Raw genomic sequence first — 12863 nt, forward strand, 5'->3', positions numbered from 1 at the left:
AACTTATAATGAGCCTTTAGTAGACGGTATACTTTTCTTACTTCTGGGGTCCATCTCTAATGCTTCCCTTAATGATCTTGCTAAAGCTTTATAGCAGGACTCAATAATGTGGTGACTATTATCTCCATAAATATTTTCAACATGCATAGTAATTCCAGCTGACTGAGAGAATGCTTGAAACCATTCTTTAAATAATTCTGTATCCATCTCTCCAAGCTTTTCAACTTTCAATTTTACTTTCCAAATTAGATAAGGTCTGTTTGAAACATCAATAGCAACCCTTGTTAAAGTTTCATCCATTGGGATAACTCTGTGTGCATATCTTTTAATGCCAACAAATTTTTTAGCCGCTATTTTTAAAGCTTCTCCAATTGCAATACCTGTATCTTCTGTTGTGTGGTGAAGATCAATATGAATATCTCCTTTTGCTTTGACTTTTAAATCAATCAAAGAATGCTTTGATAGCTGCTCAAGCATATGATCTAGGAAACCTATACCAGTGTCAATTTGGTACTTACCTTTACCATCAATATTTACTTCAACATTGATGCTGGTTTCTTTTGTTTTTCGAGATACTTTTCCTTTTCTAGCCATATATTTTTAATGGTATACATACATAATCGTACTATATCAATATTAGTCTGAACACTTGAAGTATCAAAAATAGTTACCATTTATTAATCATGACAACAATTGTATTAGTAAGAAAAAATAATGAAGTAGTTGTGGCTGGTGACGGCCAAGTTAGCATGGGAAATACTGTGGTAAAAAGCACTGCTTCAAAAATCAGAAAAATTGAAAAAAGAGATGTAGTCGCAGGATTTGCAGGTTCAACTGCGGATGCACTTACGTTGTTTGAAAGATTAGAGGCTAAAATTGAAAAACATGCTGGCAATCTATCAAGAGCTGCCGTTGAACTAGCAAAAGATTGGAGAACTGATAAATATTTAAGAAGACTAGAAGCTTTAATGGCAATTGGTGATAAAGATAATAGCTATATTATTTCAGGCACTGGTGATGTTTTAGAACCAGAAGGAGATGTAATTGGAATTGGATCTGGTGGAAATTATGCTTTAGCAGCTGGAAAAGTTTTAATGGAGACAGACAAAAGTGCAGAAGAAATTGCAAAAAAAGCTATCGAAGTTGCCTCTGAAATTTGTGTTTTTACAAATAACAATATTAAGGTTTTAAAAATTTAATGGATAATTCAAACGTAACACCTTTGGTTCCTAAAGATAAGAAAGAAAAAGGAAATACAAATCTTGTAAGTTCATTATCTCCAAGAGAAATAGTTTCAGAATTAGATAGATTTGTAGTTGGTCAAAATAAGGCTAAAAAAGCTGTTGCGGTAGCTTTAAGAAATAGATGGAGACGTCAAGCTCTCAAAGGTGAAATGAAAAATGAGGTTTTACCAAAAAATATTTTAATGATAGGACCGACAGGAGTAGGAAAAACAGAAATTTCACGAAGACTATCCAAACTTGCAGAAGCTCCATTTGTAAAAGTTGAAGCTACAAGGTTTACAGAAGTTGGTTATGTTGGAAGAGATGTAGAGCAAATAGTAAGAGACTTAATTGAAATTGCTATTGGCATGGAAAAAGTAAAAATGAGAAAAGAAGTTCATGCTCAAGCTCAAAAATCAGCTGAAGAAAAAGTTCTAGATGCTTTAGTTGGTAAGAAAGCAAGTCTTGCAACAAGAGAAAGTTTTAGAAAAAGACTTAGAAATGGTGATTTAGACGATAATGAAATAGAAATTGCCGTCAGTGATAGTGGATCAAACAATACATCATTTGAAATACCCGGAATGCCTGGTGCTAATGTTGGGATGATTAATATTGGTGAAATGCTTGGTAAATCTATGGGCAATAAAGAAAAGAAGAAAAAAATGACCGTTAAGGAATCTCATGAAATTCTAATTAATGACGAGTCTGATAAATTAATTGAACAAGATAAAATTATTAAAGCAGCAAAAATTTCTACAGAAAATAATGGAATAGTATTTTTAGATGAGATAGATAAAATTTCCGCAAGAACAGATAGAGTTGGTGGGGATGTATCTAGAGAAGGTGTTCAAAGAGACTTGCTTCCTCTAATAGAAGGTACAACAGTTAATACAAAACATGGTCCAATTAAAACTGATCATATCTTATTTATTGCATCGGGAGCTTTTCAACTAGCTAAACCCTCGGATTTGCTCCCAGAATTGCAAGGTAGACTGCCAATTAGAGTTGAGCTAGAAGCTTTAACTAGTGATGATTTTAAAAGAATTTTAAGAGAACCGGACTTTAGTTTAATCAAGCAATATGTTGCGCTTCTAAAAACTGAAAATGTAGAATTAGAATTTTCAGATGATGGAATAGATACAATCGCGAACATAGCTTCTGAGGTTAACGCGACTGTTGAAAATATTGGTGCCAGAAGACTACACACAATAATTGAGAAGATTTTGGATGAAATAAGCTTTACAGCAACTGATCGTTCTGGGGAAAAAATTATTATTAACAAAAATTATATAAATAAGAACCTAGATAATTTAGTGAAAGATACAGATTTATCTAAATTTATTCTTTAAGTGTTAAAAGTATCCTAATTCTGTCATCTCATTTTTGAAGCATTTTTCAATTTCTTGTGATAAATTGTTATCTAGTGTTTTTGACCAATCTCTTGAACTTCCTTTATCAAAAAAAGGAATTTGTTTACCATCATAACCTTTAATACTTTCCCTAAAACCTTTTTGTTTTTCTAAATTTTTTAAATTTTCAAAAGAAGTATTTTTTAAAACAATCTCTAACTTATTGGAGTCTATTTTAAAATTAATATTTCTTAACCTAAAGATAAATTGCAATATTTTTAAAAAAGTTTCTTCTCTTTTAGAGACTAAATCCTCATATTTAATTAATAAATACTTATTATAATTTGAAAATGACTTCCAACTTATAAAATTTTCTGACCAATTTCCCATGATAAACATATCATTAGCTTTACCTTTTGTCATAAATTTAACTGTTTCTTCTGGTGAAGTTCTTAGATGGCGCGCATATGAAAGTACGACGTTTCTTGGATCTCTTACAATGTAAATAACACCCAAGGTATTTTCTAAATTTGTGAAGGGATATTTGCTATTAAAATTAAATAACATACTGTGGGTTTTTACAAAACCAACAGAATCTTTTTTATTAAATGATTCTTGAGCTCTTATAGAGTTTTTTATAACTTCATTAAGATCTTTATAATTAACATCTAATTTATCATAAATATTCGAATTAGGAAATTGACTGATTTTTTTCATTATATCAAAATCAAACGAGCCATCATTTGTAAAAAGATAAGAGGATAACATTGTTCTTAACATTGTGTTTCCGCTTTTAGGATATGATGCTAGCCAGATAATCATTTTTTTCTTTTTAAATATATATAAAAAGCACCTTGACCACCATCTTCTATTTTGGCATCTTTTATTTCAATAATCTTTTTCATCAAATCATTATTATTTTCTATAAACTCAGGTATAGAATATTTTAATATACTTAAATCTTTTGAAACATAGGGATTTTTTTCATTATTAGAGTGAATACCTTTTCCGGTTACAACTACCAACTTATTTATTCCCTCGTCATATGATGTGGATATGAAATTTTCAATTAATTTATTTGCATTTTTAAGTGTATATCCATGAAGATCGATTGATCGTGATTTTATAAAAGTTTTAGATTTATACTCTTTGTCTTTATCTGATAATGGCTCATTACTAGATAGGAAATTTTCCCAGGTTTTTTTATCTTTTTCTGAAATATCGTCAGTCAACTATGTTAAAATATTAACTAGTTGCCAATTAGGATTCATTGAAGTTATGTCTCTTGAAAAAATCCAAGTGTCATAAATCTTTTTAATCTTTTCTGGGTCGCCGGATACAATTTTTTTATCTTTATCTTTAATACAGGTTATAACTTCAGCTATAAAATCTACTGTAACATTTAACGTTTTATCTACTTTTTTATGCTCTTTGATTTCTGCAGAGTTAATTCCAATAAAAGTTATTTCGGCGTGGTGCCCCCTTGCATTTCTCTGTTTTAATGCTTCATTGAACTGGTTATAAATTTCTTTATTTAATAAAGATCTACTATTAGTAATTTTATTATCATTATCACTAAAATCAGTAATAATTGTTTCATACGCAATTTTTGCACCCTTTAAAAATTCTTTTTGATCGTTTTTGTCAAAAGTTTCTTTAATCTTGGTAGGTTGTTGATTTACAGCTTCTTTTAAAATCTTGTCAAATTGAGCTGATGCTTTGCCTTCAAACCCAGTTCTTTTTCCCAATATACCTCTCAACCTTAGAAATATAAATCCCGCTATCATTGCTAAAAGAATTATATCGATGTATTCAAAACTGTAATTCATGATTATATAGTAATTACTAAGTTGATTTATTTCAACTGGCAATTTAGATTACGGACAAATGAACTCAATTTTATTATTAATAATTTTAATACCCATTATCGAAATTTATCTTTTAATTAAAATAGGAGCTCAAATAGGAGCAATTTCTACAATTTTACTTATTTTTACTACCGCTATAGTTGGTGTTTACTATGCTAAATTCGAAGGCTTAAATACTCTTAAATCAGGATTTATTCAACTGAGTAGAAATGAATCCCCAACTTATGAAATGATTTCAGGGGCCACAATTGCTTTTGGGGCATTACTTTTAATTGTCCCTGGATTTGCAACTGATATTCTGGGGTTTTTAATAATTTTTCCAATCACAAGAAAAATTTTTTTTAAAAAAATTTTAAAAAATTTTAAAACTAAAAAATCTGAAAAAAATGATTTCATTGATGGTGAATTTGAAGATATAGAAAGTGACGATGACAGAAAAATATAAAATATTAGGTAAATATATTAAAGATTTATCTGGAGAAACTAAAGATGTGGAAACATATTTATTTGTTAAAGATAACATTTCTAGATATCAATTGGATATTGACATTACATCTAAGCCTTTAAGAAATAAAATGATAGAAGTTAATACAAAACTTAAATTTGAAGATAAAGAAGAAAGTAAAAAAAAAGCATATTTTGAAATTATTTTTTCAACCATCATTAAAATTAATGAAGATGTTAAAGACAAGAAAATACTTGAAAAAATAATTTTATGTGATGTTCAAACTAAAATTTATTCTGATCTTGAAAAATCACTCTTAGATCTTTTGCATAATTCAGGTTATCCAGGAGTTAAATTCGAAAAAAAAATAGACTTTGAAAAACTTTACAATCAAAGATTTAATTAAAATAATTTTTCTTTAAATTTAAATTTAAATATTCTTTATGTTTTTTAATTTCAACTTCAGTTGGTATAATAATTTTTTTATAATAAGTTACATTTAAATCATTTCTATTTTTTATTTCTTGATCTTGACTTTGAAAATTTAAAGTTGGTTCTTTTTGATCAATTAAATTTACATAGACTTTAGCTAATAAATCACAGTCTATTAGTGCTGTATGTTGTGTTCTTTTGGAATTATCAATTCTATATCTTTTACACAAAGCATCGAGACTTACAGGTGATCCCGGAAACTTATCTCTAGCTAAAATTAAAGTATCAATTATTTCATTATTTAGTTTATTTTTTCCTAAAATAGCCAATTCATTATTTAAGTGGCCCAAATCAAATTCAGCATTATGAATTATAAGCCTTTTATCTTTAATAAAATCTAAAAATTGTTCTCCAACTTCTTTAAATTTTTTTTGTTCTGCCAAAAAATCATCTGTATATCCATGTACCTCTAATGCTTTTTCAGATACTTTTCTTTCAGGATTTAGATAACAATGAAACTTATTTTTAGTTGGAACTAAATTATCTAGTTCTATACATCCAATCTCAACAATTCTATGACCTTCTTTTATTGATATGCCAGTTGTCTCTGTGTCTAAAACTACTTCTTTCATTTATATAATTACTTTTAAAATATCTTTAATGCTATTCATAACAGATTTTTTTGTAAAATCATTTTTAATGATAAATTGTGATTTTTTCTTTTTAAAACTATTTGATAACTGAATGTTTTTGAATTTTTTAAGAAGTTTCTGATTAAAATTTTTTCTTTGTTTCAATCTTTTCAGAACATCTTTTTTTTTAGATTCTACATATACCAAAATATCATTTTTATGATTAATTTTATTTTCTAATAGAAGTGGAATATCTAAAATAATTATTTTCTTGTTTTTATTTTTTTTCAAGAAAACATTCATTTTTTTTCGAACTTCTAAATGTACAATCTTAACAATCTTACTTAAATTTTTTTTATTTGTTAAAATTGCACTTAATATTTCTTTTTTATCTATAGGGAATGAATTAATATATTTTGGTAATCTTTTATTTAGTTTATTAAAAATTTTTTTATTTGTTTGATATAATTTTTCAACCTCACGATCAGCATTAAAAACTGGGTAACCAAAATTTTTTGCTATATAACTTTTTCCAGAACCTATACCACCCAAAATTCCAATTCTAATCATTAGTCTAAAAGCTTTAAAATTTCCTCATTTATATCCGGTTTGAATTCATGCCAAATGTTAAACGCTAAAAAAGCTTGATAAACAAACATTAATTTTCCATTTATTGTAGTATTACCCAAATTTTTTCCAATCTTCAAAAAACCTGTTTCTTTTGGATTATAAATAACATCATAAAATAATTTATTTTTATGAATTGATGAATAATTTAGATTTATCTCATCTTTTTTATTTAACCCTAAACTGGTTGCATTTATAATCATGTCAAAATTGGAAACTTCACCCCATTTTATTATATTTAAATCACTAAAAATATTTTTTAGATTTTCTGCTTTTTCTTTTGTCCTGTTGGAAAGAGTTATTGCAGATACATTCATTTTTTTTAACGCATAAATGATTGATGAAACCACACCACCTGCTCCTAAAATTAAAATTTTCTTATTTGTTAGATTAATGTTTGATTTATAAATACTCATTTCAAATCCACCTATATCTGTATTATGTCCAATTACCTTATTATTTTTTAAATAAATTGTATTTACAGATTGCGTTTTTTCAGCTTCTAATGTTAGTTCATTTAAAAAAGGAATGACTGAATTTTTAAATGGAACAGTAACGTTAACTCCAAATATTTTTTTTTCTCTTACTTGAAAAATTAAGTTTTCTAAATCACTTTCCTCTAATTTTTGTTTTTCATAAATAGCTTCTATATTATTTTTTTTTATCCAAAAATTATGAAGTTTCGGGGATAGGGTGTGATCGATTGGGTTTCCTATAACTAAAAATTTTTTCATTAAATCTTTTTTAAATATTCTTTAATTTTTTCAACTGGTAAACCCATTATTGTATTTTCATTGCCTTGTATTTTAGAAAATAAATTTCTTCCTTCTCCTTCAATTTGATAAACATTATAAGCAAATAAAGCATCATCACTTATTTTAGATAAATATTTCTTTAGAGTTTCATTTGAAAATTTTTTCATTGTTAAAACTGCTTTATCAGTGTGATTCCAAATCATTGCTCCATTTTTTGATATACACACGGAACTAATCAAATAATGAATTTTACCATTTAATTTTTTTAAATTAAGAAGTGCTTCTTCTCTGTTTTCTGGCTTTGAGATCAACTCACCTTCCAAATCGATTACACTATCGGCACCTAAAACTAATTGATCTGGTTCACTTAAGCTTATTTTATTTGCCTTTAATTCAGCTAAATTTTTTGAAATTATTTCTGGAGTTGCTTTTTCTTTAATTAATCTTTCTTTGACAGCGTCTTCATCTACATTAGATGGCTTAACTTCGTTTACTATATTATTATCATCTAGTATGTCTTTTCTAACTTTACTTTTTGAAGCAAGTATTATTTTATTTAACATTGTTTAAATATATTTCATGAATTTTTATTATAGAAGCAGCAGCTTCTTCTACAGACTTTCTGGTTACATCTATTGAAGGCCATTTATATTTCCGAAACGTTTTTTTTGCTTCATCAACCTCCTTTTTGATAATTTCTAAATTAGTATATTTTGTAGTTACGGTTTCTTTTAATGAGTTCATCCTATTTTTTCTTATTTCAACAAGTCTCTCGGGTTCCGTGCTTAATCCCACAACACATGTGAGTTGCGGATTTTCTCTAAGTTTTTTTGGCAAAGAATTTTCATTTACGAGTGGAATGTTAGATGTTTTAAATCCTCTGTTTGCTAAATAAATTGAAGTTGGTGTTTTACTGGTTCTGCTTACCCCAACTAATACTATATCCGATTTTTCAACATCTGAAATAAGGTTTCCATCATCATGACTCATTGTAAATTGTATAGCTTCTATTCTTTCATAATACTCATCATTCAGAGCATGTTGTCCACTGGGTTCATGTGATGCCTTTTGATTTAAGGTTTTAGAAAAATTTAAAATTAAATTTCCAAGAACACTGAAGCAGGGAATGTCTTTTTTATTACTTTCGTTAGCCAAGTATTTAGCTAAATTATTTTCTACTATTGTATATAATATCACAGAATTTTGGTTTTTTTTTGCATCATCTATAATTTTAAGAATTTGATTTTCCGTTCTAGTGAAGGAATATGAATGAACTTTATACTCAATATTTACAAATTGCGCTTTTAAAGCTAAAAAAATTCTATCTAAAGTTTCGCCCGTTGAGTCAGATATAAGATAAATTTGGTATGTATTACTCATGAATAAATTGTTAATAAATTTGTATTATTTTAATAAAATTACTCAATTCAAATATTAATCAAAAATTGTTGTAAAATAGGCATTTTATTCACATAAATAAACAATATTAAAAAATTATACATAAAATTAAATAAAGTTAGGAAAAGCTTCAATTTTAACAATTTATATCAATTATAAATGTTATTAAATAGTCAATAAAATGTTAATAAACAACTATCATAGATATTCACACTACATAATACTAATACAATAATTAAATATATTATTTTAATATGACTCCCCTTCATCAAGTAATAAAAGAAAAAAACACTAAAATAAATCCTGTTTGGATAATGAGACAAGCAGGTAGATATTTACCTGAGTTTATGACGATTAGAAAACTAAACCCTAATTTTATAAATTTATGTTTAAATGAAGAATTATCATCTGAAATTACACTTCAACCACTAAAAAGATTTAATTTAGATGCCGCTATAATTTTCTCGGATATTTTAATGTTGCCATATGGTCTCAATCAAGAAGTTAAATTTGTAAAAGGTTTTGGACCAAAGCTTGGAAAAGTTAATATCAATGAAATGTCAAAATTAGATGAAGTTGATTTTGTCCAAAAAATTAATCCAGTATATAAAGCAATTAGAAAAGTAAGTGAAAACAGTTTATTAAAAAATAAAAACACAATAGGATTTGTTGGCGCTCCCTGGACTTTGCTTGTATATATTATCAATCAACAGTCTCCTAAAAAAAATTTAAAGAAAGATTTCTTTAAGGATGATTTTTTAATAAATAGAACTTTATTAATTTTAGAGAAATTTTTAAAATTACATATTAAAAATCAAATTGATAATGGTGCAGATGTAATACAAATATTTGATAGTTGGGCGGGTTTATTAGAAGAAAAAGATTTGCCTAATTATGTTTATTCACCCACTTTGAATTTAGTCAATTATGTTAAATCTTTAAATACACCCGTTATTTGTTTCCCTAGAGAAATTAAAAACTATAAAAAATTTTGTAACATTGTTAATCCAGATGCGGTAAGTATTGACTATAATATTGATCCAAAAAAAATCTTAAACGATATAAATATTCCTATTCAAGGTGGACTAGATCCCAAAATATTACTTACAGATAAAGAAACGATTAAAAAAAAAGCAACTAGATACCTGGATATTTTTAAAGATCATCCATATATTTTTAATTTAGGACATGGGGTTTTGCCTGAGACAGATCCCAATATGTTTGAATACATGGTTAACACAGTAAAAAATTATTAATGAAGAAAGCCGTAATTCTTTTTAATCTAGGAGGTCCGGACAAACTAGAAAATGTTGAGCCTTTTTTATTTAATTTATTTAATGATCCTGCAATATTAAATCTACCATCACTTTTTAGATATCCTTTAGCAAAATTGATTTCTAATAGAAGAACACCAACAGCTAAAAAAATATACCAGGAGTTAGGAGGGTCATCGCCTATTCTAAAATTAACAAAAGAACAATCCAAAGCTCTTGAATTAAAGCTTAATAATGATGATCAAACCTCGGAATATAAATGTTTTATTGTGATGAGATGTTGGCATCCAAGAGCTAATGAAGTTGTGAATCACGTAAGAAGTTTTAACGCAGATGAAATTATATTAATGCCTTTATACCCACAATATTCTGCAGCGACATCAGGATCATCAATAAAAGAATGGAAAGATATTTGCAAAAAAAACAATCTCAATATAAAAACTAGTACAATTTGTTGTTATCCTACAGATGAAAATTTTGTTTTGGCACATAAAGAGGAAATAATAAAAAAAACAAATAAATTAGAAAAATTTAAGTTAATATTTTCTGCACATGGTTTGCCTGAAAAAAATATTAAAAAGGGCGACCCTTATCAATGGCAAGTTGAACAATGTGTTGATAAAATTGTTAAATCACTAAATATTAAAGATTTAGATTGGATATTAAGTTATCAAAGTCGTGTTGGACCTTTAAAATGGATTGGCCCATCAACGGATGATGTAATTGTAGAGAATTCAAAATTAGGAAAGCATATAGTATTGGTTCCCATAGCTTTTGTATCAGAGCACTCAGAGACTTTAGTTGAATTAGATATAGAGTATAAAGAGTTGGCGAATAAAAATGGATGTAAAAATTATACAAGAGTGCCAGCGTTAGGGACAAATTCAAATTATATAAAAGCAATGTCGGATTTGATTATTAAGAAGCAAGATTATAATTATGATGGAAAACTTTTTCCTCCAAAAACACAATGCCCCAATCAATTTGTTAAATGCCCATGCTTAAATTATGAATAGTTATTTATTATTTAAAAGTTTACATTTGATAGCCGTCGTCTCATGGATGGCTGGCTTATTGTATCTTCCAAGAATTTTTGTTTATCATGTTGAAAATAAACAAAAAAAAGAAGCTACCGATATTTTTGAAGCAATGGAAAGAAAACTTTTTTATTACATAATGCGTCCCGCAATGATTTTAACTTGGATTTTTGGTTTGGTTCTGATTTACTTAAATGGGATAGAAATATTTTCTCAGCTTTGGATGCAAATAAAAATTGTTCTAGTAATTTTGTTATCAGCTTATAATGATTACCTTAAAAAATGTCTCATATCTTTAAAAAACAATTCCAATACAAGATCTTCAAAATTCTTTAGAGTAATTAATGAAGTTCCTACAATTATGCTGATTTTAATAGTTTTTTTAGTCATTTTTAAGCCAATCTAGGGTTGAAATAACAATTATAGCATATATATTATATTCATCTTCATAGTCCTAAAAAATTCAAATCATGAACATCCAAGAGTTAAAATTAAAATCGTCTGAACAACTTATTACTCAAGCCGAAGAGCTCGGTATTGAGAATGCGAGCACACTAAGAAAACAGGAAATTCTTTTTGCTATTTTGAAAAAAGTTGCAGAAAAAGAGGAAATAACAGGAGCTGGCGTGCTGCAATTATTGCAAGATGGTTTTGGTTTTTTAAGAGCGATGGAATCAAACTATTTACCAGGACCCGATGATATTTATGTTAGTCCAAGTCAGATCCGAAAGTTTGGATTAAGAACTGGAGATACTGTTGAGGGGCCAGTGAGAGCACCCAAAGAAGGTGAAAGATATTTTGCTTTATTACAGGTCAGCAAAATTAATTTTGAGGAGCCAGAAAAAGCAAGGCACAAAATTGCATTTGATAATTTAACTCCACTTTATCCAGACCAACAAATGGTTATGGAAGTAGAAACAACAAAAGTTGAAAAAAAACCTGATCTAACTCCAAGATTAATTGATCTTGTAAGTCCTATTGGTAAAGGTCAAAGATCAATTATAATTTCACCACCTAAAGCTGGTAAGACAATGATTTTACAAAGTATTGCAAATTCAATTGCTAAAAATTATCCCAAAAGTTATTTGATGGTTCTGTTAATTGATGAAAGACCAGAAGAAGTTACCGACATGCAGAGAACCGTTAAAGGTGAAGTAATAAGTTCTACTTTTGACGAACCAGCTCAAAGACACGTTGCTGTTGCAGAAATGGTTATAGAAAAAGCAAAAAGATTAACTGAACATAAAAAAGATGTTGTTATTCTACTAGACTCAATTACCAGATTAGGAAGAGCATACAATGCTGTAATTCCCAGCTCTGGTAAGGTTTTAACTGGTGGTGTTGATGCTAATGCTCTTCAAAGACCAAAAAGGTTTTTTGGTGCAGCAAGAAATATTGAGGAAGGTGGTTCGTTAACAATTATTTCAACCGCTTTGATCGATACTGGTAGTAGAATGGACGAGGTAATCTTTGAAGAATTTAAAGGAACAGGAAATAGTGAAACAGTTTTAGATAGAAAAATTGCTGATAAAAGAATTTATCCAGCCATAGATATTACAAAGTCAGGAACAAGAAGAGAAGAATTGTTATTTGATAAAAACGATCTTCAAAAAATGAATGTTCTTAGAAGAATTATAGCTCCAATGGGAACGATGGATGCTATTGAATTTATTAATTCAAAATTAAAAGATACAAAAAATAACGCTGAGTTTTTTAACTCAATGAATAAACCAGCATAATCAAACTATTAATATTCAGTATCAATTGCAATAATTTGATTATGTTAGATTGCTACAATCTAATTTTTCGCTAATATCAAATTT

The 12863-nt window shown here is 27.8% G+C and carries 17 protein-coding genes; 8 read left to right on the forward strand and 9 right to left on the reverse strand.

The features are described 5' to 3' along the window. Positions 1 to 3: 3 nt before the first annotated feature. Positions 4 to 594, reverse strand: coding sequence for an imidazoleglycerol-phosphate dehydratase HisB (gene hisB, locus ACIJYB_RS07220; RefSeq protein WP_435150916.1), 591 nt, complete (start codon positions 592 to 594; stop codon positions 4 to 6). A gap of 89 nt (positions 595 to 683) precedes the next feature. Here hisB and hslV point away from each other — a divergent pair, with 89 nt between their 5' ends. Both hslV and hslU read left to right on the forward strand, forming a co-directional pair. After that, positions 684 to 1199 (forward strand): ATP-dependent protease subunit HslV, encoded by a 516-nt coding sequence (gene hslV / locus ACIJYB_RS07225; protein ID WP_435150918.1) that lies wholly within the window; start codon positions 684 to 686, stop codon positions 1197 to 1199. Beyond that, the gene (gene hslU, locus ACIJYB_RS07230) at positions 1199 to 2572 is read left to right on the forward strand and encodes an ATP-dependent protease ATPase subunit HslU (RefSeq protein WP_435150920.1); all 1374 of its coding nucleotides are present in this window, start codon (positions 1199 to 1201) and stop codon (positions 2570 to 2572) included. Before hslV ends, hslU begins: the two co-directional genes overlap by 1 nt. A gap of 3 nt (positions 2573 to 2575) precedes the next feature. Here hslU and ACIJYB_RS07235 read toward each other — a convergent pair whose 3' ends face one another. From ACIJYB_RS07235 to ACIJYB_RS07245, 3 genes are read right to left on the reverse strand one after another with little or no spacing between them, the layout of a single operon-like run. Then, the gene (locus tag ACIJYB_RS07235; protein WP_435150922.1) at positions 2576 to 3394 is read right to left on the reverse strand and encodes a sulfotransferase domain-containing protein; all 819 of its coding nucleotides are present in this window, start codon (positions 3392 to 3394) and stop codon (positions 2576 to 2578) included. Beyond that, positions 3391 to 3804, reverse strand: coding sequence for a Smr/MutS family protein (locus ACIJYB_RS07240; RefSeq protein WP_435150924.1), 414 nt, complete (start codon positions 3802 to 3804; stop codon positions 3391 to 3393). The genes ACIJYB_RS07235 and ACIJYB_RS07240 overlap by 4 nt, the downstream gene beginning before the upstream one ends. After that, a complete protein-coding gene (locus ACIJYB_RS07245; protein WP_435150925.1) occupies positions 3805 to 4401 on the reverse strand; it encodes a Tim44/TimA family putative adaptor protein in 597 nt (198 codons plus the stop codon). It lies immediately after the preceding gene. A gap of 58 nt (positions 4402 to 4459) precedes the next feature. Between ACIJYB_RS07245 and ACIJYB_RS07250 the strand changes: the two genes are divergently transcribed. Then, entirely contained in the window at positions 4460 to 4885 is a 426-nt protein-coding gene (locus ACIJYB_RS07250; protein WP_435150926.1) for an FxsA family protein, read from the forward strand. After that, positions 4869 to 5291 (forward strand): protein-export chaperone SecB, encoded by a 423-nt coding sequence (locus tag ACIJYB_RS07255; protein ID WP_435150928.1) that lies wholly within the window; start codon positions 4869 to 4871, stop codon positions 5289 to 5291. The genes ACIJYB_RS07250 and ACIJYB_RS07255 overlap by 17 nt, the downstream gene beginning before the upstream one ends. Here the strand turns inward: ACIJYB_RS07255 and dnaQ are convergent. Genes dnaQ through ACIJYB_RS07280 form a run of 5 tightly spaced genes read right to left on the reverse strand, consistent with a single transcriptional unit; the run spans position 5284 to position 8711 of the window. Further along, complete coding sequence (dnaQ, locus tag ACIJYB_RS07260) at positions 5284 to 5949, reverse strand: DNA polymerase III subunit epsilon (protein ID WP_435150930.1); 666 nt, start codon at positions 5947 to 5949, stop codon at positions 5284 to 5286. The two genes, ACIJYB_RS07255 and dnaQ, sit on opposite strands and share 8 nt — an antisense overlap. Next, positions 5950 to 6519 (reverse strand): dephospho-CoA kinase, encoded by a 570-nt coding sequence (gene coaE / locus ACIJYB_RS07265; protein WP_435150932.1) that lies wholly within the window; start codon positions 6517 to 6519, stop codon positions 5950 to 5952. Continuing rightward, positions 6519 to 7310: a shikimate dehydrogenase gene (gene aroE / locus ACIJYB_RS07270; RefSeq protein ID WP_435150934.1), complete on the reverse strand. Its 792-nt coding sequence runs from the start codon at positions 7308 to 7310 to the stop codon at positions 6519 to 6521. Before aroE ends, coaE begins: the two co-directional genes overlap by 1 nt. After that, entirely contained in the window at positions 7310 to 7894 is a 585-nt protein-coding gene (locus tag ACIJYB_RS07275) for a Maf family protein (protein ID WP_435150936.1), read from the reverse strand. The genes aroE and ACIJYB_RS07275 overlap by 1 nt, the downstream gene beginning before the upstream one ends. Beyond that, a complete protein-coding gene (locus tag ACIJYB_RS07280) occupies positions 7884 to 8711 on the reverse strand; it encodes a pyruvate, water dikinase regulatory protein (RefSeq protein WP_435150937.1) in 828 nt (275 codons plus the stop codon). The genes ACIJYB_RS07275 and ACIJYB_RS07280 overlap by 11 nt, the downstream gene beginning before the upstream one ends. Before the next feature lie 272 nt (positions 8712 to 8983). Between ACIJYB_RS07280 and hemE the strand changes: the two genes are divergently transcribed. The 4 genes from hemE to rho all read left to right on the forward strand — a co-directional run bounded on the left by hemE (position 8984) and on the right by rho (position 12779). After that, positions 8984 to 9985, forward strand: a complete 1002-nt coding sequence (gene hemE, locus ACIJYB_RS07285; protein WP_435150939.1) for a uroporphyrinogen decarboxylase — start codon at positions 8984 to 8986, stop codon at positions 9983 to 9985. After that, the gene (hemH, locus tag ACIJYB_RS07290; RefSeq protein WP_435150941.1) at positions 9985 to 11019 is read left to right on the forward strand and encodes a ferrochelatase; all 1035 of its coding nucleotides are present in this window, start codon (positions 9985 to 9987) and stop codon (positions 11017 to 11019) included. The genes hemE and hemH overlap by 1 nt, the downstream gene beginning before the upstream one ends. After that, a complete protein-coding gene (gene hemJ / locus ACIJYB_RS07295; RefSeq protein WP_435150942.1) occupies positions 11012 to 11446 on the forward strand; it encodes a protoporphyrinogen oxidase HemJ in 435 nt (144 codons plus the stop codon). Before hemH ends, hemJ begins: the two co-directional genes overlap by 8 nt. A 64-nt stretch (positions 11447 to 11510) precedes the next feature. Beyond that, the gene (gene rho, locus ACIJYB_RS07300; RefSeq protein ID WP_435114033.1) at positions 11511 to 12779 is read left to right on the forward strand and encodes a transcription termination factor Rho; all 1269 of its coding nucleotides are present in this window, start codon (positions 11511 to 11513) and stop codon (positions 12777 to 12779) included. Positions 12780 to 12863 lie beyond the last annotated feature (84 nt).

The sequence above is a fragment of the Candidatus Pelagibacter bacterium nBUS_44 genome (assembly GCF_051200895.1).
In the GTDB taxonomy this organism is placed as follows: domain Bacteria; phylum Pseudomonadota; class Alphaproteobacteria; order Pelagibacterales; family Pelagibacteraceae; genus Pelagibacter.

Bases quoted from the DNA above. Each gene is read 5' to 3' on its own strand.
- hisB (WP_435150916.1), bottom strand. From the start codon at position 594: ATGGCTAGAAAAGGAAAAGTATCTCGAAAAACAAAAGAAACCAGCATC.
- hslV (WP_435150918.1), top strand. From the start codon at position 684: ATGACAACAATTGTATTAGTAAGAAAAAATAATGAAGTAGTTGTGGCT.
- hslU (WP_435150920.1), top strand. From the start codon at position 1,199: ATGGATAATTCAAACGTAACACCTTTGGTTCCTAAAGATAAGAAAGAA.
- ACIJYB_RS07235 (WP_435150922.1), bottom strand. From the start codon at position 3,394: ATGATTATCTGGCTAGCATCATATCCTAAAAGCGGAAACACAATGTTA.
- ACIJYB_RS07245 (WP_435150925.1), bottom strand. From the start codon at position 4,401: ATGAATTACAGTTTTGAATACATCGATATAATTCTTTTAGCAATGATA.
- ACIJYB_RS07250 (WP_435150926.1), top strand. From the start codon at position 4,460: ATGAACTCAATTTTATTATTAATAATTTTAATACCCATTATCGAAATT.
- ACIJYB_RS07255 (WP_435150928.1), top strand. From the start codon at position 4,869: ATGACAGAAAAATATAAAATATTAGGTAAATATATTAAAGATTTATCT.
- dnaQ (WP_435150930.1), bottom strand. From the start codon at position 5,949: ATGAAAGAAGTAGTTTTAGACACAGAGACAACTGGCATATCAATAAAA.
- coaE (WP_435150932.1), bottom strand. From the start codon at position 6,519: ATGATTAGAATTGGAATTTTGGGTGGTATAGGTTCTGGAAAAAGTTAT.
- aroE (WP_435150934.1), bottom strand. From the start codon at position 7,310: ATGAAAAAATTTTTAGTTATAGGAAACCCAATCGATCACACCCTATCC.
- ACIJYB_RS07275 (WP_435150936.1), bottom strand. From the start codon at position 7,894: ATGTTAAATAAAATAATACTTGCTTCAAAAAGTAAAGTTAGAAAAGAC.
- ACIJYB_RS07280 (WP_435150937.1), bottom strand. From the start codon at position 8,711: ATGAGTAATACATACCAAATTTATCTTATATCTGACTCAACGGGCGAA.
- hemE (WP_435150939.1), top strand. From the start codon at position 8,984: ATGACTCCCCTTCATCAAGTAATAAAAGAAAAAAACACTAAAATAAAT.
- hemH (WP_435150941.1), top strand. From the start codon at position 9,985: ATGAAGAAAGCCGTAATTCTTTTTAATCTAGGAGGTCCGGACAAACTA.
- hemJ (WP_435150942.1), top strand. From the start codon at position 11,012: ATGAATAGTTATTTATTATTTAAAAGTTTACATTTGATAGCCGTCGTC.
- rho (WP_435114033.1), top strand. From the start codon at position 11,511: ATGAACATCCAAGAGTTAAAATTAAAATCGTCTGAACAACTTATTACT.